The 20,765-nt window shown below is 69.1% G+C and carries 10 protein-coding genes and 1 tRNA gene; 2 read left to right on the top strand and 9 right to left on the bottom strand.

The window, feature by feature from the left end:
* Positions 1-12 precede the first annotated feature (12 nt).
* Both ACIP5K_RS13565 and ACIP5K_RS13560 read left to right on the top strand, forming a co-directional pair.
* Positions 13-1,989 carry a DNA cytosine methyltransferase gene (locus tag ACIP5K_RS13565; RefSeq protein WP_401408745.1) on the top strand — a complete coding sequence of 659 codons (1,977 nt, stop codon included), beginning with the start codon at positions 13-15 and terminating at the stop codon, positions 1,987-1,989.
* Positions 1,990-2,499: 510 nt separating this feature from the next.
* The gene (locus tag ACIP5K_RS13560) at positions 2,500-2,637 is read left to right on the top strand and encodes a hypothetical protein (RefSeq protein WP_401408742.1); all 138 of its coding nucleotides are present in this window, start codon (positions 2,500-2,502) and stop codon (positions 2,635-2,637) included.
* 79 nt (positions 2,638-2,716) lie between these two features.
* On the opposite strand, the gene ACIP5K_RS13555 is transcribed toward ACIP5K_RS13560, so the two are convergent.
* From ACIP5K_RS13555 to topA, 9 genes are all read right to left on the bottom strand, one after another.
* The gene (locus ACIP5K_RS13555) at positions 2,717-4,735 is read right to left on the bottom strand and encodes an AIPR family protein (protein ID WP_401408740.1); all 2,019 of its coding nucleotides are present in this window, start codon (positions 4,733-4,735) and stop codon (positions 2,717-2,719) included.
* Positions 4,728-5,735 carry a PD-(D/E)XK motif protein gene (locus ACIP5K_RS13550; RefSeq protein ID WP_401408737.1) on the bottom strand — a complete coding sequence of 336 codons (1,008 nt, stop codon included), beginning with the start codon at positions 5,733-5,735 and terminating at the stop codon, positions 4,728-4,730. Before ACIP5K_RS13550 ends, ACIP5K_RS13555 begins: the two co-directional genes overlap by 8 nt.
* Positions 5,732-8,521, bottom strand: a complete 2,790-nt coding sequence (locus ACIP5K_RS13545; RefSeq protein WP_401408734.1) for a Z1 domain-containing protein — start codon at positions 8,519-8,521, stop codon at positions 5,732-5,734. The genes ACIP5K_RS13550 and ACIP5K_RS13545 overlap by 4 nt, the downstream gene beginning before the upstream one ends.
* A gap of 48 nt (positions 8,522-8,569) precedes the next feature.
* Positions 8,570-10,045 carry an ATP-binding protein gene (locus ACIP5K_RS13540; RefSeq protein WP_401408732.1) on the bottom strand — a complete coding sequence of 492 codons (1,476 nt, stop codon included), beginning with the start codon at positions 10,043-10,045 and terminating at the stop codon, positions 8,570-8,572.
* 748 nt (positions 10,046-10,793) lie between these two features.
* A tRNA-Thr gene (locus ACIP5K_RS13535) sits at positions 10,794-10,870 on the bottom strand.
* Between the two features lie 106 nt (positions 10,871-10,976).
* Positions 10,977-12,554, bottom strand: coding sequence for an alpha/beta hydrolase (locus tag ACIP5K_RS13530; RefSeq protein ID WP_401408729.1), 1,578 nt, complete (start codon positions 12,552-12,554; stop codon positions 10,977-10,979).
* 192 nt (positions 12,555-12,746) lie between these two features.
* A complete protein-coding gene (locus ACIP5K_RS13525; protein ID WP_401408727.1) occupies positions 12,747-13,952 on the bottom strand; it encodes a DNA polymerase III subunit delta' in 1,206 nt (401 codons plus the stop codon).
* A gap of 209 nt (positions 13,953-14,161) precedes the next feature.
* A complete protein-coding gene (gene tmk / locus ACIP5K_RS13520) occupies positions 14,162-17,308 on the bottom strand; it encodes a dTMP kinase (protein ID WP_401408724.1) in 3,147 nt (1,048 codons plus the stop codon).
* 220 nt (positions 17,309-17,528) lie between these two features.
* Positions 17,529-20,396 (bottom strand): type I DNA topoisomerase, encoded by a 2,868-nt coding sequence (gene topA / locus ACIP5K_RS13515; RefSeq protein WP_401408721.1) that lies wholly within the window; start codon positions 20,394-20,396, stop codon positions 17,529-17,531.
* Positions 20,397-20,765: the final 369 nt, after the last annotated feature.

The raw sequence follows: 20,765 nt of genomic DNA, 5'->3' as shown, positions 1-20,765 counted from the left end.
GAGGAGTGGGTCGTGGCGAAGGAGAAGGGGGCAAAAAATACCTATGGCGTGCCCCTGGAGCGGAGCGACTACCTCAAACTGGACAAGCACAGGCACCACTGTGAGCCGGACGACTTCAGGCAATGGGTCCAGTCCGGCTACGGAAAGGGTAAACGCCTAGCTGTCGACCTCTTCTCGGGCGCCGGCGGGCTGAGCCTGGGCCTTGAGCGAGCCGGATGGACCACCGCTGCGGCCGTGGACTTCGACGAGCGGGCTCGCGAGACGCATGCAGCGAACTTCCCGGGAATGAGTCTTTGTGTCGACCTCGGCGATGACGACCAGCGAGGCGAATTCGTCCAGCGAATCCTGGACTCCGGAGCCGATATCGACATTGTGGCGGGAGGCCCCCCCTGCCAGCCGTTCAGTCGTGCCGGACGCAGCAAGATCCGGCACTTGGTCGAGTACCACAACCGAGACCCGCACGATCTGCGTAAGGAACTGTGGCGCGCCTACGTCGATGTTGTGGAGCGGCTCCTGCCACGTGCCGTCCTCATGGAGAACGTCCCTGACATGGGGCTCGGCGATGACTTCAGCGTGATCCGCATCATCGAGGCACAGCTGGAGAGTCTTGGGTACGTGACCCAGGTGCGCCTCGTCGATGCGTGGAACTATCGCGTGCCGCAGCACAGGAAGCGTCTGATCCTCCTCGCACGGAGAGACGGTGGCGGCTTCGTGTGGGGCAAGCCGAAGAAACAGACCACCCTTCGGGATTCCATCGGTGACCTTCCTGCACTCAACCCGGAGGCGTTGAAAGCGGTAGGTGCCCGAGTCGGCGACTACGACGAGGAGCAGGAGCCGAAGCCCTCTTCCTTCGCCAAAGAGATGCGCAGAAGGGCAGACAAGGGTGTAATTCACGACCACATGACGCGGCGGGTTCGTGAGGACGACTTCAGGATCTTCACGGTAATGGATTCCAAAACCCTCTACTCCGAGCTTGAAGAGAAACTGGACGAAGACGAGAAGGATTTCCAGAGGTACGACGCGGAGCAATTCACCGACAAGTACAAGAAGCTGGACTGGAAGGAACTGAGCCGCACCATCACAGCGCACATCGCCAAGGACGGCTACTGGTACATCCATCCTGAAGAGGCGCGAACGCTGACCGTGCGTGAAGCCGCAAGGATCCAGACCTTCCCGGATCGCTTTCGGTTCTCGGGTACGCGGAGCGACGCCTTCCGCCAGATTGGCAACGCGGTTCCCCCGCTGTTGGGCGAAGCCGCGGCCCGGGTTCTCCTGCCGCAAGATGTTCCCGCTGGGGACGAGGCCGCGGACAAGTGGCCGAAGGTACGCGAGGAACTGACCCGCTGGGCCAAGGAGCAGCGGGCGGGCAAGCAGTGGCACCAGTTCCCCGGTGGCCGGAAGATGAAGCCGCTCGGGGCTCTCGTCATGGCGGTGCTCTCAGGAAGCAAGCTGCACCCGAAGCAGCTCTCCGACGTGATGGACGAGGTCTCTGGGCACAGGGAACTGACGCAGGATGTCTATCTCGCTCTCGTAAACGCGGCGCCGACAACAGCACTCCGCAAGCGTCTGGAGGACAGGCTCAGTCCGGTCGTCGACAAGCCCGAGGTCTGGGTGAACGCGGATTCGGTTCTTCATCACAGCAAGGTGATGGGGCTCAAGCCGGCTGAGCTCGCGTTGTTCAGGCTGCTGGCCGGCGGCGACATAATGCTGGTCGGCCAGAGTGCGTTGCGGGTGGCTGCGAGGGTTCAGCAGAACGAATCGCACCTGACCAACCGACTGACCGAGGGCCGGCTCAACCTCATCAAGCTTCTCGGCGCTGGCCGTGACGCACCCGTGCGCATGGCCGCCATCAGGTTTATCGGCGAGAACTTGTGTCGTGACAAGCAGCCCTTCTGTGGAAGCTGCCCGCTGAGCGACTACTGCCCGACCCGTCCGCAGGAGGACGAGGGAGCCGAAGCCACCTTGGATGTTGCGGTAACCACAGGCTGACAGGGCCCTCCCGGGAGAGCAGGGACACGCGGTGTGCGGCGTCGGCGATGCGTTGGGCGGCCCGCCCGGCGTCGGCCCTGACCTCACACTCCCAGATGCGCACCACGGTCCATCCGGCGTCTCTCGCAGCTTCGGTGTTCCTGGCGTCCCTCTCCATGTTGGTCGTGATCTTGGCTTCCCAACGCGAGGCGTTCGGCCCTCGGAATTCCCGCGTGCCGTGGGAGGGGCAGCCGTGGCAGAAACAACCGTCGACGAAGACCGCGACGGAGTACCGGGGCAGCACGAAGTCCGCCGTGCAGCGGGGAGCGACCTTACGGTGCAGCCAAGCGGAGCCCGAGGGCGTGCACGGCCCTCCTGAGGGTCTTCTCCGGTCCGGCGTCCCGTACGCGGCGGCCTCTCAGCTGTGCGCTCCAAGGCGTGCTCACCCATCCTTCGTGTGTGCTCACGAGGCCATGCTTCCACCTTGGGCGGCCATGCCGTGGGCGTGCTCCGGGTGGCAGACTGACCTAGATGATCCGAGAACCCGCAGAACTCGACGTCGATGAGGCTGGCCGTGTGGAGATCCCGCTCGGGATCCTCGCCGAAGCAGGCATCAGCCCGGGTATCAAGCTGCTCGTGTTCAATGACGGGGACGGCGCATCGTGCTGAGGCGTGCAAAAGACGCGATCAACGACCTGTTGGCAGGGGGAACCCTGTAGCGCCAGCCCCGGTGCCGGGACTGGTGTTCTCACGCGGTCTCGTGGTCGAGGCCGGCGGGCGAGGGGTGGAACCCATGCCGCAGGGCCTCTTCGTAGACCTCCATCGCCTGCCTGGCCTGGGCCCCGGTGACCCGTCGCCCCTGGGAGAGCCGCTGCGCGACACGGTCCGCGAGCTGCCTTTCCACGGCGCGCAGGAGCCGGCCTTCGCGGGCCCAGTCCGCGAGAGCCTGCCACTCCTCGCTGGGGATGTCCTCGACGGCGGCTTCGGCCTCGTCGGACTCGGTGCTCTCGGGAGAGGCGATCTCGAAGGGTTCGGTCGTGAGTTCGGCGGTCAGCGCATCGGGGAGCGTCCACGGAATGCGGGAAACCTCGTCCCAGCAGTCGGGCTTCTTCGCCCACTCCGACACGTGCCGGTCGCCGGAGATCACCGTCTCCATGATCAAGGGACAGACCTCGTCGAGGGCGTCCTCCAGGGCGTCCGTGGTGCCCTGCTCGTTCCAGATCCTGTCGAGGTCGATCCGCTTCTCGGCGGCGAGCGAGAGCCGGGCGACCGTGTAGGTCGTGATCAGGCGTTTGTGGCTGCCGGCAGAGTGCGCACGGGCGATCCGGTCGGCAGCCTGGAAGAGGATGGCGGTGGCTATGGCGCGCTTGCAGTACTGCACGTCCACGACGGGATCGGACTTTTCGATCCGCTCCATGAAGTGGGCGAAGTTCTTCTGGGCACCGCGACTCACCCAGTACGGGAGCTGCTCCCAGGAGTGCACGAAGGTGGCCAGGTCGGACTTGCTGAATCTCTGCCGGCTCGGCGTGATCAGCTTGAACTTGCGCTGGGCTGCGCGGGTCTCGTGCTCGGCGGACTTGTCGGTGTACTGTCCCCGCGCCCGCTCGTAGAACCATCGCGTCTCCTGACCGCTGCCCTCGGTCGCAGGAGCCCACAGGCTGCGGGAGACACGCTCGAAGGCGACGTGGAACTCGTGGTTCGAGCTGAAGTCGACCAACGTCACCTTGTTCTGGGTGTTGGAGTACTGGGAGATCCTCGGAACGATCTCGGACAGGTACGCGGGATCGACAATCGTGAGTTTCATCTGCACGTGGACCCCGTCCAGGTCCCGCTTGTCATGAGTCAGGACGTGGTGCAGCGAGGCGGTGGTCTGGCCGCCGTTGACGATCTGGAGGCCGGTCATACTCCTGATGGCGACGGGACTGCCGTGCTCGTCGGTCTCGAAGTCCACGTCCGAGGCGGTGGCGGTCACGCCGTTGTTGTAGGCGAGGAAGCGGCTCGGATCCTTCAGCAGGGTTTCGCGGATGCCCTTGTTCACGCCACCACGGGTCTGGAGGAAGGACCGGACGTTGAGTTCGAGCAGCCGGGTCCGGTGCTCCTTGTACAGTTCGGCAAGCTGCCGGCCGGGGATGACGGCCAGGACGACCGAGTAGTTCGGCTCGTCGCTGTGCGCCGCCAGGCACGGAAGAGGACGCTCGAAGGTCACCTTGATGGGCTCGCCGATGCTCCCGGAGGTCTCGTGCCTGTGGAGCCGCGCAAGGTCCCAGAGCTCGTGTGTGACAGGGATCCCCTCGAACTCCCCGGGTCCCGGGGCACTCGTCGTGCTGACCCGGTTGCTCAGGAGAAAGAGGCGGATCTTCGGAACGTTCGACAGTGCCTTCTCCACACCGACGCACATGTCGTGCACGTCGGTGTTGTCCTCCTGGTTGGGGCGGATGGCCGCGTGCTTGCCCACGAACGCGAACAGCCTGCGGAAGAGCCTGTCGGACTCGGCCTTGGTCAGCTTGCTGCACATCGGGGTCAGGTTGAAGTCGGTGGTGTAGAGATCGAGGCTGGACCCGTCCTCGGGCAGGCCGTAGCCGTAGATCTCCAGCCCCCGGGAGGAGTGGTAGGCGAGCGCAGCGTCGGTGACCACCCCGGCCTCCTCGAGGATCTCGAGTACGTGCTGGGTGAATGTGTTCGGGATCGAGCCGCCCTCGGCGTCCGCCAGCGCCTGGATGTCGGTCACCACCGCGCGTGAGTAGTCGTGGAGGTCGTGCTCAGCCATGGGTTCCTCGGATCAGGTCGACGAGTGTCTCGGCGGTCACGCTGTGGGCGGTCAGTGCCGACACGTCGATGGTGTAGGTGCAGTTGCCCACCCCAGGCGGCAGTTCGGCCTCGATGATGCGAGGGAAACCCGCCCCGACCGTCCAGAACTCGCTGCGACGCAGGGTGTAACGATCGTGGTCGTAGAGGTCCCGCTGATTCGGCAGATAGCCGGCTTGGACCAGCAGACTCTCGAAGCGCTGGGCGGCGGACGGTGAGGTCAGACGGGCCCGTATCTCGTCCACCAAGGCGTTCAGACTCCTGCCGAGCCCACTTTGCCGGTCGTCGAGGACGACATGAGCCAGTGCGAGGGGCGTCGAGTCGGCCGTGTCCAGCTGCCGCTCACTCGCGATCTGGACCGTCCGGGGAGAGCGGGCTGTGGTCGTCTTCACCTCGACCGCGGCGCCGGGCAGCTGGAAGTCCTGGTTCGTCTGCCGAGGGCCCGTCCAAGAGCTGACGGCCGTGTGCTGGTCCACAGCCGGAAGTACGTACTCAAGGAGGAAGTGGAGTTCGCCGAAGAGACCGCACCGGGCCTGTCGGGACAGGCCGTCGCGCGATACGGAGCGCAGCAGTTGCTGCCACCGGACGTAGCGGCGAACCGCGGCCTCCGCCGCCGTCTCGGTGGTCGGTGCGTCCCGCACCACCTCTGCGATGTCGGAGATGAGCGGGGTGAACACCTCCGTGAGTTCGTCGTCGGTGAGCATGACCTGGAGCTCGTAGTGGTTTCCGGACACCGACGACAGGTTCAGCTGCAGGCCACGGGTGGCAGGCAGTTCGTGGATCTCCTGACGTACGGTGTCGGCGGTCTTGGCGTCCGTGCCGAGCAGCAGCATCCGCCGGAGGGCGGGGTGCGTCACCGACACCTGGATGTCGTGCTGGGAGTCGGGGTGGAGCCGCCGGGTGGACCTGCCCGGGGTCTGCTGGTGGGCCTCCAGCTCCTGCCACACACTCTCGTCGATCACTCTTCGTCCTCGAAGTCGTCGAACTCCATGTCCTGCTTGAACCAGATGTCGTTCACCACGTACTCGGTCTTCAATTGGTGGCTGGAGAACGGGAAGCTGATGGCGAACCCGACCAGCGGGGCGACCGGCTCGGGATCCCGTGACGCTTTGGCCACCTCGGCAGGGCTGAGGGGATACAGCAGAAGCAACGGCTGGTCAGAGCGGCGCTGGTTACGCAGGGGCCGACCGCGGGGAGTGTCGGGGTCGAGCGGCTCGCCCTTCCTGTTGAGCTTCCCCCTCGCGGCCTCCTTCGTGTCCTTCAGCGCGCGCTCCTTCTGCTCGTCGGTCAGGTCGCAGAGTTCGTCGGCGGGGCTGAGTACGCGCTTGATCGTGTAGCGGCCGGGAACAACGTCCGAGGACTTGGAGTGGCTGCGCGTGATGAGGCCGACGGAATGGCCTGCGATCTCGGCCGCCGCTCCCTCGGGCAGTCGGCTGGCCAGGCGGATCGTCCAGTTGCCCAACTCACCCTGCTTGGCACACTGGCGCACGTACTCCGCGATGAAGGCCGGCCGCACCCGCTGGGCCCGCCGGTCGGTGAGGTAGGAGTCGAGGAAACCCTCGGTGACGTCCGAGGCTGGGACGCCACTCCAGGTAATGCTCCCGCTCCGCTCGTCTACCTTCCCGGCAGAGAGCGCATCGAGCCGCGCGACGAACGTGTCGAGCAGATCGTGGTTGTGGCGGACCACCTTCTCGGAAAGGTCAAAGATGGTCGTCTCGGGAAGCTCACCGGAGTAACTGAGGCGGACACGTGTGCCCTGCCTCATCTTGTTGGAGGCCGTGATGCCGAGGCCGAGCGACGAGGTCCTGACCTTGAGACCATACTCGCGTGGGGTGAGTCCCACCGCGGACATCTCCTCGACGTCGCGCCGGAGTTCGTCGGTGGCCGCGGTGATCTCCGCGTACTGGCGCTGCAGCGTACGTGTCGTGTACAGGCGGCACAGGTCCTCGTAGTGGGGACGGTAACCGAACCAGCGGCCCATCTGCAGCAGGGTGTCGTACGTTTTGGAGGCACGCAGGTAGTAGCTGACCGACAGCCCTTCAAGGGTCAGACCGCGGGAGAGTTTCTCGCCGCCCACGGCGATGACCGACAGGCCGGTCTCCCGGCGCTCGTAATACTGGAGAGCGTCCTTCGCGGCACCGTTGACAGCCATGACGGTGATCTTCGCAAGGGCTGCGTGGAGATGCGGTTCGACGTCCTCCCAGTCGAGCCTGCCCCCGGTCATGTCCTCGGTGCAGGGGACGAAGTCCTCATCCCAGAGCTCCCGCAGCTCTTCCTCGAGTTCTTGCCGGGCACTGCTGAACCGGTCCTGTAGAACGTCGAAAAGCAGACGCACATGGGCGTCGATCTGGTCGCGGACCTGCTGCTGTACGGCGGTGAATCGGGTCACGTGCACCAGCATGGAGTTGTGCACGGCGACCTGCCCCCGTGCTCGACGTGCCGCGCAGGTCAGGACGAAGGACCGAATGGCTCGCTGCAGCGACTCCGGCAGGAAGTCGGGAACCTGGTGGTAGGACTTGTGCTTGTCCGGCACCCAGAGGTCCGTGTCCTTGATATGCCTTATGAGCGGCAGCGGCTCGATGTCCTCCTCGTCGCCGTCGGTCTGCAGACCGAAGACCCGCTCGGGACCGAGGTAGTTGGACGGTGCCCGCAGGGTGCGGATGAAACTCTCCGGGAAGAGGTCGGGGCCCAGCTCGTCGTGGTCCGTGTCGGGGCTGATGTAGATGTTCGCGAAGGGGGTCGCGGTGTAGCCGACGTAGGACGCCTTCGTGAAGCTGTTGACCAACCGCCTGATGGCCTTGTTGATCGCCGACGGGTTGGTGTCGGGGTCCTTGGAGGTGTTCACCCCGGCGTTGTCGGCTTCGTCGTCGATCACGAACAAGGGGAGGTCGGGAACGACCATCCGACCGGTCTCCGGGTCCTCCACACCGTGGTTGTCGATCACCCAGTCCCGCAGGTTGTCGATGATCCGCCGGTTCTTCTTCACCACGAGGACCACCGGAACGCTGCCCACCGGCACGTTCGCGGAAACCGCCGTCTTGCGGGCGAAGTCCCCCTTCTCGTGACTGGTGGTGAGCGACGCGGCCTTCAGACGCTTGCCGTGCGACATCGCGCCAACACCGATATGACGATGCGCGTCGTCGTCCGAGCGGAACTGGTACTGGGTGTCGAACCCGAGGAGCCCCTCGTCGATACGGAGCTGCGTCTGGCTCCGCAGATCGTTATGGATCCCGGCGAACACCACGATGAGCCGGTAGCCGGCGTCAGCTGCCTTCGCGGCGAGCCCAATGAACTGCCCAGTCTTGCCGGACTGGACCTGTCCGATCACGAGCCCGGTCCGGCGCCAGACGCCTTGCCGCTGAGGGTCTTCCAGCTCACCGAGGACGTCGTCGGTGCTCTGGTCGAGTCGGCGTACGACCTGCGTCGGGAGCTTGGAGACGGTCAGGAGGTAGCGCCGGTAGCGGTCCCAGAAGTCCCACTTCCGGTCGGCCTTCGCGTCGGCGAGCCAAGGTACGTGCCCGTTGTCGTCCTTCATCGCGGAGGAATCGGCCTGGAACACGGAGGCCCGGGCCTCGAGCACTTTCCGCACCTGGTCACGCTCCACTGTGATCCCTTGGGCAGCGAGGATGCTGACCGCGGTGTTCACGGCGAAGTCCACCTCGACCGGCGTTGCCTGGCGGTCACCGGGCAGGAGCAGCACCGCGGTCTGCTCGGCCTTCGCGAGACTGTCTTCGGGGGTGGCGCTCACAGCGACCTCCTGCGGCCGGGTCGGTTGGGCGTGGGGACTATCAGGGTGTCAGGAGTTCCAGAAACCTTGTTGCTCGTCGAAGGGGGACATGGAGCTGAGTACTGCCCGGGCGTCCTCAGGCGAGCGGCCCTGTTCAAGGAGTGCTTCGTACACCTGGCGGGCGATGTCGACGGTCTCCGGAGCGGCCGGGCCCGGACCGCCGAAGGGTTCGGGGTCGTCGACCGTGTCTGTCTCGTGGAGCATGCGGAGCGCCGTGACCGGGACCGTCTCCTCAAGGAGGCGGATCATCGAGCGGATGACGTCCGTGTTGCCGCCCTGGTCGTCCATCGCTGCTTTTACCAAGGGGTGTTTTCTGTTGATGCGCAGAACGATCCGGCCGTCGTTGCGTTTCACGTTCCAGGCGAACTTCAGGGGGTCACCGTGCGCCCGCGACACGACTTGACCACGCTGTCGTGCGGAGCGGGAGGCCGCCTCGCGCGTGTACCTGGCGATCCTCTCCAGGTGACGCCGCAAGGAGACGGGTGGAACGACGCTCGCTTTGCGCACGTCCACGCCCCAGGCGGTGTCGGCCTCCGCAGGGATGTCCACAGCGATCCGCGCGAGGTTGTACTTCTCCTCGCGTCGGAGGCCGCGGATCCCGAGCCAGTCACCGGCCAGGATCAGGCGGTCACGGCGGTAGACATAGAACCCCTGCTGCCCCAGCCATCCCTTCTGCCCGGCAGCCGACTCGTATTCGGCTTCCGAGAGCCGCTGTGCCGTCGGGAGGACGAAGGGCTCCACGCGCACCGACACCGATCCCAGCGGTAGAGGCTCCCAGGGGATCCGCTGGACCGACGGGTGCTTGGACAGAAACGGGTCCCACGGGGATAGGTCGGATCCACGTACCCGGATCCGGCACCGGGCCGGACGCTGCAGGAAACGGGCGAAGACCATCGCAAGGTGGGCTTCGGTACGCTCCGCCTCCGCATAGAACTGGGCCTGCGTCTTTTCGTCGTCATTGGTCACGGCGGTGTTGTGGTAGCCGGAGAGCTGCTCCCACAGGACGACGGTCCCGTGCTGCATGCTTCCCGCGATCCGACGCAGCAGGGTGGTGGTCGTATCGCCGGGGTCACGGAGGAGCCGCCACTCCTTGTAGTGCTCCACGACGCCAAGGTCCCACGTCCGGACGTGCCAACTTCCGTCCCTGACCGTGGCGACGGTGAGCTTGCGGCACTGGGAGAACGAGGCGGACTTCAGCCCCACACCGAAACGACCGAGATCCGTGGCACTCCGCTCGGCTGACGGACCGCGGGCCGCCACCGTCATGGCGGTCACAAGCTCGGGCTCCGTCATCCCCCTGCCGTCGTCCGTCACAGCGATCCAGGAGCCCTGTCCGTCCCATGTGAAGTCGACGTCGATGTTCCGGGCCTCAGCCGAGACACTGTTGTCCACAAGGTCTGCGACGGCGGCGGGAAGCGAGTAACCGAGCGAACTGAGCGACGCCACCATGCCAGCAGGGTCGGGAGCGGCGACGTCGAAGTCCATCTTCACGCTCCGTACCCGGTGTATCCGGTCAGTCCTGTGCGGTCGGTTCGCCTGTGTGCTCCAGGGAGCGGCATGCGGCAGGACTTCTCGGGCTTCGCGTGGTGAGTGTGCTGCAACTCGTCCCACGCCAGCCGAAATCCCCCGTTCGGAGCATCCTACCGAACGGGTCTCGTCTACCGTAGGTGATCTCTGTGAAGGGGTGTCCGCCAACTTCGCGAGGAACAACACGTACGCCGCTTGGTTGCCTGGGCGGAGGACGCGAAGATCACCCGCCCGGATCCGTCCGCCGTTCCGTGTGGATCCACGGCGCGTACGAGTTGCTGACCGGCAGCGGTATCGCCTCGCCGGGGCCGGCATGCTACGACCGCCGCGCACACGCGCGTCCGTGATCCGATCTGACCTCCTCGCTATCGATTCATGTCAGAACCAAACAGTCCCGACGCCGCCTGCGGCCCCCTCGGAGACCGGTGAATTTCACCCGTTGGCCAAGGAGTGGCGAAAGCCTCTGACGGAGTTTCACGCACGACTGTCCACCGGTTGTCCACCGGGACCCGTTGCGCCAGCCTGACCTCTCCCCTACGGCCAGGCAAAAGACCAGTTCAGAGCCTTGGTTCGTCGATCTCGTCACAGAAACGAACCTTCAACCTACGCATTACGATGCACAGACAGAAAGTGCCCGATTTACCCAGCTTCCAAGGTCAATAACATTAAGAAACCCCAGGTCAAATACTTGACCTGGGGTTCACTATGGAGCCGCCTTCGGGATTCGAACCCGAGACCTACGCATTACGAGTGCGTTGCTCTGGCCATCTGAGCTAAGGCGGCGCCGCCGATGCGCACTGGAGTGCGTCGGCAACGTCGTCAATGCTACACGCTCCTCGGGGGTGCTCCGCCCACCCTTTATGACCAGGGAACGATCATCGCGGAGCGGCTATGAGCAGCGCTTTCCGTCGGTGGGTGGGGTGCCGGTCAGGAGGTAGGTGTCGATGGCCCCGTCGACGCAGGTGCTGCCGCGGCCGTACGCCGTGTGTCCGTCGCCCTCGTAGGTCAGCAGGTGGCCCGAGGAGAGCTGGGCGGCGAGGGACTTGGCCCAGCCGTAGGGGGTGGCCGGGTCGCGGGTGGTGCCGACCACGACGATGGGGGCGGCGCCCTCGGCGGTGATGCGGTGGGCCTCGCCCGTCGCGGGGACCGGCCAGCCGGCGCAGTTCAGGGAGGCCCAGGCGAGGCCGGGGCCGAAGACCGGGGAGGCCTTCTCGAAGTCGGGGAGGGCCTGTTCGACCTCCTCCGCGGTGCTGAAGGCGGCGGGCTGGTCGAGGCAGTTCACGGCGGCGTTGGCGAACATCAGGTTGGCGTAGGTGCCGTCGGGCTCACGCTCGTAGTAGCTGTCCGACAGGGCGAGCAGGCCCGCGCCGTCCTTCTTCCGGAGCGCGGCGGTCAGCGCGTCGCGCAGCTGCGGCCAGGCCGCCTCGTCGTACATCGCCGCGATGACGCCGGTGGTGCCGAGCGCCTCGCCCAGCTTGCGGGCGTCGGGGTCGCCGGTGGCCAGCGGGGTGCGGTCGAGGGCGGTGAAGAAGGACTTCAGGCGCTGTCCCGCCTGCTCCGGCGTGCCGGTGCCGAGCGGGCAGTCGGCGCGGGCCGTGCAGTCCTTCGCGAAGGAGGTGAAGGCCGTCTCGAAGCCGGCGGTCTGCTGCACGTTCATCTCGCGGGCCGGCAGCGACGGGTCCATCGCGCCGTCGAGGACCAGCCGGCCCACCCGCTCCGGGTACAGGCCCGCGTACGTCGCGCCGAGGAAGGTGCCGTAGGAGGCGCCGACGTAGGTCAGCCTGTCGTCGCCGAGCGCGGCTCGCGCGAGGTCCATGTCGCGGGCCGCCTCGACGGTGGAGACGTGCGGCAGGACCCGCCGGGACGTCGCGTCGTGGCTCTCGCAGCCGGACGCGAACCTCTTGTAGGCGGCGCGCAGTTCGCTCTGCTCGCGCGCGTCGTCCGGGGTCATGTCGGTCTGCGTGTAGGCGTCCATCTGGCGTCCGTCGAGGCAGGTGACGGGTGCGCTGCGGGCGACGCCGCGCGGGTCGACGGCGACCATGTCGTACCGGGCGCGGACCTTTTCGGGGTAGCCGATACCCGCGTACGCCTGGAGGTAGCCGATCGCCGAGCCGCCGGGGCCACCCGGGTTGACCAGCAGCGAGCCGAGGCGCTTGCCCGGGCCGGTGGCCTTCTTGCGGGACACGGCGAGATCGATGTCGCCCGCGGACGGCTTGTCGTAGTCGAGCGGCGCCTTGAGGGTGGCGCACTGGAAGCCCGCGACTCCGCACGCCCGCCACTTGAGCGACTGGTGGTAGTACGAGGCCAGTTCGGACGGGGTCGCGCCGGGCAGCGCCGCCAGGGAGGCGTCGGCGGTGCCCGAACTCCCTGGGGAGCAGGCCACCGTGCCGGCCAGCAGAAGGGCCGAGGCGGCCAGCAGGGCGGCCGTGCGGCGGGGCGGGGTCGGAGAGGGACGCCTGAAGTGCATCGAGTGAGCGTAACGCTCCGCAGGGGGTGCGTGACTCTACGTCGCACCAATGACGGGGGCGCCCCGCTGACCTCTGGCCTGTGGCCTCTGCCCTCTGCCCTCCGGCCTCTGACACAGCTGCTGGCACTCTGCTGGCGTCCCGCCGACGTCCCGCTGATCCTTTCGCCCCGGCCGCCCCCGGCGAGCCACGCTCTAGCCCGCCCGCAGCGCCACCGTCATCGCCTCCACCGCGAGCAGCGGCGCGACATTGCGGTCGAGGGCGTCGCGGCACGCGCCGATCGCCTCGATGCGCCGCAGTGTCGACTCGGGCGAGCTGCCGCGGGCGACCCGCTCCAGCGTGTCCCGGATCTCGGTGTTGGCCAGCTCCACCGCCGAGCCGAGCTGCATCGCGAGCACGTCGCGGTAGACACCGGTGAGGTCGGTGAGGGCGAGGTCGAGGCTGTCGCGCTGCGACCGGGTGCGGCGGCGCTTCTGCTTGTCCTCCAGGTCCTTCATGACACCGGCCGTGCCGCGCGGCATCCGCCCGCCGCTCTGCGCGCCGAGCGCCGTCTTCAGCTCCTCGGTCTCCTTGGTGTCGACCTCTTCGGCGATCTGTTTGGAGTCCTCGGCCGCCGCGTCCACCAGCTCCTGCGCCGCCTTGAGGCAGCCGCCGATGTCCTCGACGCGCAGCGGGATCTTCAGCACGGCGGCTCTGCGCTCGCGCGCGCGCGGGTCGGTGGCGAGGCGGCGGGCCCGGTCGATGTGCCCCTGGGTGGCGCGGGCGACGGACGCGGCGACGGCCGGCTCGATCCCGTCCCGTCGTACGAGCATGTCGGCGACGGCGTCGACCCGCGGGGTGGACAGGGTGAGCAGCCGGCACCGGGAACGGATGGTCGGCAGCACGTCCTCCACGGAGGGCGCGCACAGCAGCCAGACCGTGCGGGGGGCGGGCTCCTCGACGGCCTTCAGGACGGCGTTCGCCGACTTCTCGTTCAGCCGCTCCGCGTCCTCGACGAGGATCACCTGCCAGCGGCCGCCCGCCGGGGCGGTGTACGACTTGCGGACGGTGTCGCGCATGTCGGCGACGAGGATCTGCGCGCCGTCGGCGGCGATCGTCGAGACGTCCGCGTGCGTGCCGAGCAGGGCGGTGTGGCAGCCGTCGCAGAACCCGCAGCCGGGAGCGCCGCCCAGCGCGCGGTCCGGGGACACGCATTGCAGGGCGGCGGCGAACGCGCGGGCCGCGGTGACCCGCCCGGCGCCGGGCGGGCCGGTGAACAGCCAGGCGTGCGTCATCTTCGACGCGGCGGGCGGCGGGGTGTCCGCGGCGGCGGCCGTCACCAGGGCGTCCGCGTCCCGCGCGGCCGCGTCCAGCGACACGATCACGCGTTCCTGGCCGACCAGGTCGTCCCATACGGCCATGGGGTACCGCCCTTCCTCAAGCTCCGGCCCCCATTGTGCCGGGCGGCACTGACAGCCCGGACACCTCGGACACCTCGGGCACTCCGGTACCCGGGCCGGGCATCAGGCGCAGGCATCAGGAGCAGGCATCACGGCCGGGCATCAGGGCCGGGCCAGAGCCCCAGCCCCGGCCCGCCCCTCAGCACCCGGCACCGGCCAGCGCCCAGCGCTCAGCGCCGCCGCCCGCCCCGGCCACCCCGTCCGCCCCGACCCCCGCGACCGTCCTCATCGTCGTCGTCCCGGCCGCCGAGCAGTTCGTCGGCCAGCGACGGCAGGTCGTCCAGCGGGGTCTCCTCCGCCCAGTCGGAACGGGGGCGGCGGCGCGGCCGGCCCTCCTCGTCGATCTGCGGCAGCTCGGCGGTGCGCTCCGCGGAGCTCTCCGCCGACGGCCGCTCGTCGCGGAAGTAGCCCGGCGGCACCCGGTCCGCGGACGGATCCGGCACCTGCGGCAGTACGGCCGTCTCGTCCGCGGCCCCGGCGGGCGGCTGCGGCAGCACCGCGGTCTCCTCCGCGTCCGAGGGCGCCGGCGCGTCGGGCCGGACCGCCGGCAGGACCGCCGTCTCGTCGGCGGCTGCGAGGTCCTCGGGCCGCACGACGGGCGTCGACACGGTCACCTCGTTGTCGGAGACGTCCTGGTCGGCCGGTGCCGCATCGCGCGCCGGAGCGGAGGCGCCGGCCGGCGGGGCCGTACGGGTCTCCCGGACCTTGCGGAACTGCGCCGTCTCCGCCGCCGCGGCGGCGGCCTGCGCGGCGAGCTGCCGGGCCTCCTCGGCCCGCAGCAGCGCCTCCTCGGCCTTGCGCTGCTTCTCCAGCCGCCGCTCCTCGGCCTCGGCGCGCAGCCGCGCCTCCTCCTCGGCCTGCCGCTGGCGGCGCTCCTCCTCCGCCTTGCGGGTCGCTTCCTCGGCGAGGAGCCGGACGCGCTCCTCCTCGGCCTTGCGGCGGGACTCCTCGGCGCGCTTGCGGGCCTCCTCGGCCTGCCGCTCGGCCTCGATGCGCTGCGCCTCCTCCAGCTCGCGGCGCTTGCGCTCCTCCTCCTCGGCGCGCAGCTTGGCGAGCTGCTCCTGCCGCTCGCGCTCGACGCGCTCCTCCTCGGCCTTGCGGGCGGCCTCTTCCTCGGCCTTGCGGCGGGCCTCCTCCTCGGCCTTGCGGCGGGCCTCCTCGCGGGCCTGGATCTCGGCCTCGGAGAGCGGGAGCAGGGTGTCGAGGCGGTGCCGGACGACGGTGGTGACGGCCTCCGGCTCCTGCCCGGCGTCGACGACGAGGTAGCGGCCGGGGTCACCGGCGGCCAGCGTGAGGAAACCGGAGCGCACGCGCGCGTGGAACTCCACCGGCTCCGACTCCAGCCGGTCGGGCGCCTCGGTGAACCGCTCGCGGGCGGCCTCCGGGTCGACGTCGAGCAGCACGGTCAGATTCGGTACGAGACCGCTGGTGGCCCACCGGTTGATGCGGGCGACCTCGACCGGCGACAGGTCGCGGCCCGCGCCCTGGTAGGCGACGGACGAGTCGATGTAGCGGTCGGAGATGACGATGGCGCCGCGCTCCAGGGCGGGGCGCACGACGGTGTCGACGTGCTCGGCGCGGTCGGCGGCGTAGAGCAGCGCCTCCGCGCGGTGGGACAGGCCCGCGGAGGAGACGTCGAGCAGGATCGACCGCAGGCGCTTGCCGACCGGGGTGGCGCCCGGCTCGCGCGTGACGACGACCTCGTGGCCCTTGTCGCGGATCCACTCGGCGAGCGCGGCGGCCTGGGTGGACTTGCCGGCGCCGTCGCCGCCCTCCAGGGCGATGAAGAAGCCGGTGCTCGCGGGGGCCTGCGCCGGGTCGTGCCCGCCGAGCAGCGCGTCCCGCAGGTCGTGCCGGAGCGGTACGCCGCTGCGGTCGTCGGCCTTGGCGAGGACCAGCGCGGCGACGGGCAGCAGCAGCGCGCCGACCAGCATCAGGGTGAACGCGGCGCCGCCGTGCGCGAAGACGAACTTGCCGTTCTCCAGGCGGTGCGGCCCGATCAGCGCGGCCAGGAGCGGCGCGAGCAGGGCGCCGAGTGCGAGGGAGAGCCGTACGACGGCCTGGAGGTGCTCGGTGATGCGGGCCCTGCGGTACTCCTCGGCCTCCTGGTCGAGGAGGGTGTGCCCGGTGTTGGCGGCGATGCCCGCGGTCACGCCGGCCAGCGCGAGAATGATGATCACACTGGTGACGTCGGGGACGAGCCCGGCGACGAGCAGTCCGATGCCGGTGAGCGCGATGGCCAGGGCCAGCAGGCGGCGGCGCGAGAGCGACGGCAGGACGGACGGCGCGGACCGGATGCCGACGACGGTGCCGCCGGTGAGGGCGAGCACGAGCAGCCCGAAGGTCACCGGGCCGCCGTTCAGGTCCTTGGCCTGGAGCACGGACACGGCGACGGCGGCCGAGACGGCTCCGGCGACGGCGGCGCAGGCCAGGACGAGCAGCGGGATGGCTCCCGTGCGTCCCTTGTCGGTGCCGGCGGCGGTCTTCGGGCGGCGCAGTCCCTCCAGCGGCGAGCGCGCGCGGGGGGTCTGCGTGCCGGGCAGTTCGAGGAAGAAGACGACGGACAGCGACGCGGCGAAGAGCCCCGCGGCCACGTACGAGGACAGTGCGGCCTGGTGCAGGTCGAACCAGTCGACGCCCGCTCCGAGCAGGTTCTGCACGAGGGAGACGGCCAGGAGGACCGCGGCCGCCAGCGGGACGCCGACGAACGTGGTGCGCAGCGACAGGCGCCGCAGGGCGTCCAGGTGGTCCGGCAGCGGCCGCACGGCCGCGCCCTCCAGGGGCGGCGCGGGCAGCAGTGCGGGCGCCGCGCTCTCCTTGGCGACGGTCCAGAACCGCTCGGCGACCCCGATGACGAAGGCCGTCACGAGGATCAGCGCCAGCGCGTTGTCCGGGGTCCAGTCGATCCAGAGCGGGGCGACGATCAGCAGCGCGGCGCGCAGGCCGTCGGCGACGACCATGGTCCAGCGCCGGTCGAGCGGGCCGCCCGGGGTGGTCAGTGAGGTGAGCGGGCCGAGGAGTACGGCTCCGAACAGCAGGGTGGACAGGATGCGCGCCCCGAACACGGCGGTGACGGCGAGGGCGACCCCGCGGTATCCACCGCCGAACGAGCCTTCGGAGATGGCCGCCTGCAACGTGAGCACCACGAGCACAAGCAGCCCGAGCACATCACCGACCCCTCCGACGAGCTGCGCCGACCACAGCCGTTTCAACTGGGGCACACGCAGGAGCGCGCGCACGGCGCGCTCTCGGGAGTCCGCTACCAGGGCGTCGTCTGTGGCCGTGTGGGGGGCCGTTGGCTGCTCGGCACGGGTCATTCGTCCAGCCTATCGGGACGGGCCGACACTCCGTGGGCCCGGTCCGAACAAATGGACGCCCCCGGTACAACTACCGGGGGCGTCCATGTGTCTACGTACAAAGGCCTACGCCGCAAACCGCTGCCTACCAGGCAAACCGGCCCGCCGACCGCAGAGCCCCACGCGTCGGCCGTGGTGCCCCGGGCGTCGGCCGCAGAGCCCTACGCGTCGACCGCGGTGCCTACGCGTCGGCCGCCGGGGAAGGCGCCGGAGAGGCCGTCGCCTTCTTGGCCGCGGCCGTCGTCTTCTTCGCCGTGGTGGCCTTCTTCACGGTGGTCGTCTTCTTGGCCGCCGTCTTCTTGGCCGTGGTGGCCTTCTTCGCGGCGGTCTTCTTGGCCGGAGCCTTCTTGACGGCCTTCTTCGCCGTCTTCTTGGCCGGCCCCTTGGCCCGCTTCTCGGCGAGGAGCTCGTAGCCGCGCTCGGGCGTGATGTCCTCCACGGAGTCGGCGGCCCGCAGCGTCGCGTTGGTCTCGCCGTCGGTGACGTACGCGCCGAAGCGCCCGTCCTTGACGACGACCGGCTTCCCGCTGACCGGGTCCTCGCCCAGCTCCTTGAGCGGCGGCTTGGCGGCCGCGCGCCCGCGCTGCTTGGGCTGGGAGTAGATCTCCAGCGCCTCTTCCAGCGTGATGGTGAAGAGCTGCTCCTCGGCCGTCAGGGAGCGCGAGTCGGTGCCCTTCTTCAGGTACGGCCCGTACCTGCCGTTCTGCGCGGTGATCTCGACGCCCTCGGCGTCGGCGCCCACCACGCGCGGTAGCGACATCAGCTTCAGGGCGTCGTCGAGGGTCACCGTGTCGAGCGTCATCGACTTGAACAGCGACGCCGTGCGCGGCTTGACCGCGTTCTTCCCGGTCTTCGGGGTGCCCTCGGGGAGCACCTCGGTGACGTACGGGCCGTAGCGGCCGTCCTTGGCGATGATCTGGTGGCCCGACACCGGGTCGGCGCCCAGCTCGAAGTCGCCGCTCGGCTTGGCGAGCAGTTCCTCCGCGTACTCGACGGAGAGCTCGTCGGGCGCCATGTCGTCGGGGACGTCCGCGCGCTGGTGGTTCTCGGAGTCGCGCTCGCCGCGCTCCACGTAGGGGCCGTAGCGCCCGACGCGCAGCACGATGTCGTTGCCGACGGGGAAGGACGAGACCTCGCGGGCGTCGATCGCGCCCAGGTCGGTCACGAGCTCCTTCAGGCCGCCGAGGTGGTCCCCGTCGCCGTTGCCCGCGTCGGCCGCGCCGCCGGTGCCCGGGGTGCCGTCGCCCTCGCCGAAGTAGAAACGCCGCAGCCACGGCACGGCCTGCGCCTCGCCGCGCGCGATGCGGTCGAGGTCGTCCTCCATCCGCGCGGTGAAGTCGTAGTCGACGAGCCGGCCGAAGTGCTTCTCCAGCAGGTTGACGACGGCGAAGGACAAGAAGGAGGGCACCAGGGCGGTCCCCTTCTTGAAGACGTAGCCGCGGTCGAGGATCGTGCCGATGATCGACGCATACGTCGACGGGCGGCCGATCTCGCGCTCTTCCAGCTCCTTGACCAGGGAGGCCTCGGTGTAGCGGGCCGGGGGCTTGGTCGCGTGGCCGTCGACCGAGATCTCCTCGGCGGACAGCGCGTCGCCCTCGGTGACCTGCGGCAGGCGCCGCTCGCGGTCGTCCAGCTCCGCGTTCGGGTCGTCGGCGCCCTCGACGTACGCCTTCAGGAAGCCGTGGAAGGTGATGGTCTTGCCGGACGCGCTGAACTCGGCGTCGCGGCCGTCGCTCGACGTACCGGCGATCTTGACCGTGACGCTGTTGCCGACCGCGTCCTTCATCTGGGAGGCGACGGTCCGCTTCCAGATCAGCTCGTAGAGGCGGAACTGGTCGCCGGTCAGGCCGGTCTCGGCGGGCGTGCGGAAGCGGTCGCCCGAGGGACGGATCGCCTCGTGCGCCTCCTGCGCGTTCTTGACCTTGCCCGCGTACGTACGCGGCCGGTCCGGCAGGTAGTCCGACCCGTACAACTGCGTGACCTGGGCACGGGCGGCCGAGACCGCCGTGTCCGACAGGGTCGTGGAGTCGGTACGCATATAGGTGATGAAGCCGTTCTCGTACAGCTTCTGGGCCACCTGCATGGTCGCCTTGGCGCCGAAGCCCAGCTTGCGCGAGGCCTCCTGCTGCAACGTCGTCGTACGGAACGGGGCGTAGGGCGAGCGGCGGTACGGCTTGGACTCGACCGAGCGGACGGCGAACGAGGTGTGCTCCAGGGCGGCGGCGAGCGCTCGCGCGTTCGCCTCGTCCAGGTGCAGCGTGTTCGCCGAGTTCCCGCCCTTGATCTGGCCCAGCGAGTCGAAGTCGCGGCCCTGCGCGATGCGCTTGCCGTCGACCGCGGACAGGCGGGCGACCAGGGAGGACGGGTCGGAGGGGTCACCGGCGCGGCCGGTCGCGAAGGTGCCGGTCAGGTCCCAGTACTCGGCGGAGCGGAAGGCGATGCGCTCGCGCTCCCGCTCGACGACGAGCCGGGTGGCGACCGACTGGACGCGGCCCGCCGACAGGCGCGGCATGACCTTCTTCCACAGGACCGGCGAGACCTCGTAGCCGTACAGGCGGTCGAGGATGCGGCGGGTCTCCTGGGCGTCGACCATCCGCTTGTTCAGCTCGCGCGGGTTGGCCACGGCCGAGCGGATCGCGTCCTTGGTGATCTCGTGGAAGACCATCCGGTGGACGGGGACCTTGGGCTTCAGGACCTCCAGGAGGTGCCACGCGATGGCTTCGCCCTCGCGGTCCTCATCGGTGGCCAGGAAGAGCTCGTCGGAGTCCTTCAGCAGGTCCTTGAGCTTCTTGACCTGCGCCTTCTTGTCCGCGTTGACCACATAGATCGGCTGGAAGTCATGTTCGACGTCGACGCCGAGGCGCCGGACCTCGCCCGTGTACTTCTCGGGGACCTCGGCCGCGCCGTTGGGGAGGTCGCGGATGTGCCCGACGCTCGCTTCGACGACGTACCCAGGGCCGAGATAGCCCTTGATCGTCTTCGCCTTGGCGGGCGACTCGACGATGACGAGTCGGCGGCCGCCCTGTGCGGTCTCGCTGGTCGGGGACAACTTCGCTCTTCTCTCCGGTCGGCGGTTGGGGCCGTTCTCTGGTCGCGGCTGGCACTGCTGGGGGCGCCGCTGAATGGCACTGCTGCGGAGTGTGACGGTACCTCCCGCCGGTGTGTCAAACGGGAAAAGCACGCAGCAGCCACTCGGAACGGTAACCCGACTCCTCGTGATCCTGCCCCCGGACCGGGGAGCGGACCCCTGCGCTCCGGGTGTCCGCGCCCTCACCGTGCGTACGGAATTCCTGTCCGGGACGCCCCCTGCCGGGCGCGGGAAGAGGAGGAGCCGGCCGCCCTCCCTCCCCGTCCAGGGCCGGTCCTGACAAGATGGCGGATGGCTGGGGGAGCCCGCGGGACCCTCCGGCGCGTCCCC

Source organism: Streptomyces sp. NPDC088785, from assembly GCF_044750685.1.
Classification (GTDB): Bacteria; Actinomycetota; Actinomycetes; order Streptomycetales; family Streptomycetaceae; genus Streptomyces.
Note: the sequence above shows the minus strand (reverse complement) of the source record. Positions and strands in the feature narration are given on the sequence as shown.

Bases quoted from the DNA above. Each gene is read 5' to 3' on its own strand.
- ACIP5K_RS13560 (WP_401408742.1), top strand. From the start codon at position 2,500: ATGATCCGAGAACCCGCAGAACTCGACGTCGATGAGGCTGGCCGTGTG.
- ACIP5K_RS13555 (WP_401408740.1), bottom strand. From the start codon at position 4,735: ATGGCTGAGCACGACCTCCACGACTACTCACGCGCGGTGGTGACCGAC.
- ACIP5K_RS13540 (WP_401408732.1), bottom strand. From the start codon at position 10,045: ATGGACTTCGACGTCGCCGCTCCCGACCCTGCTGGCATGGTGGCGTCG.
- ACIP5K_RS13530 (WP_401408729.1), bottom strand. From the start codon at position 12,554: ATGCACTTCAGGCGTCCCTCTCCGACCCCGCCCCGCCGCACGGCCGCC.
- ACIP5K_RS13525 (WP_401408727.1), bottom strand. From the start codon at position 13,952: ATGGCCGTATGGGACGACCTGGTCGGCCAGGAACGCGTGATCGTGTCG.
- tmk (WP_401408724.1), bottom strand. From the start codon at position 17,308: ATGACCCGTGCCGAGCAGCCAACGGCCCCCCACACGGCCACAGACGAC.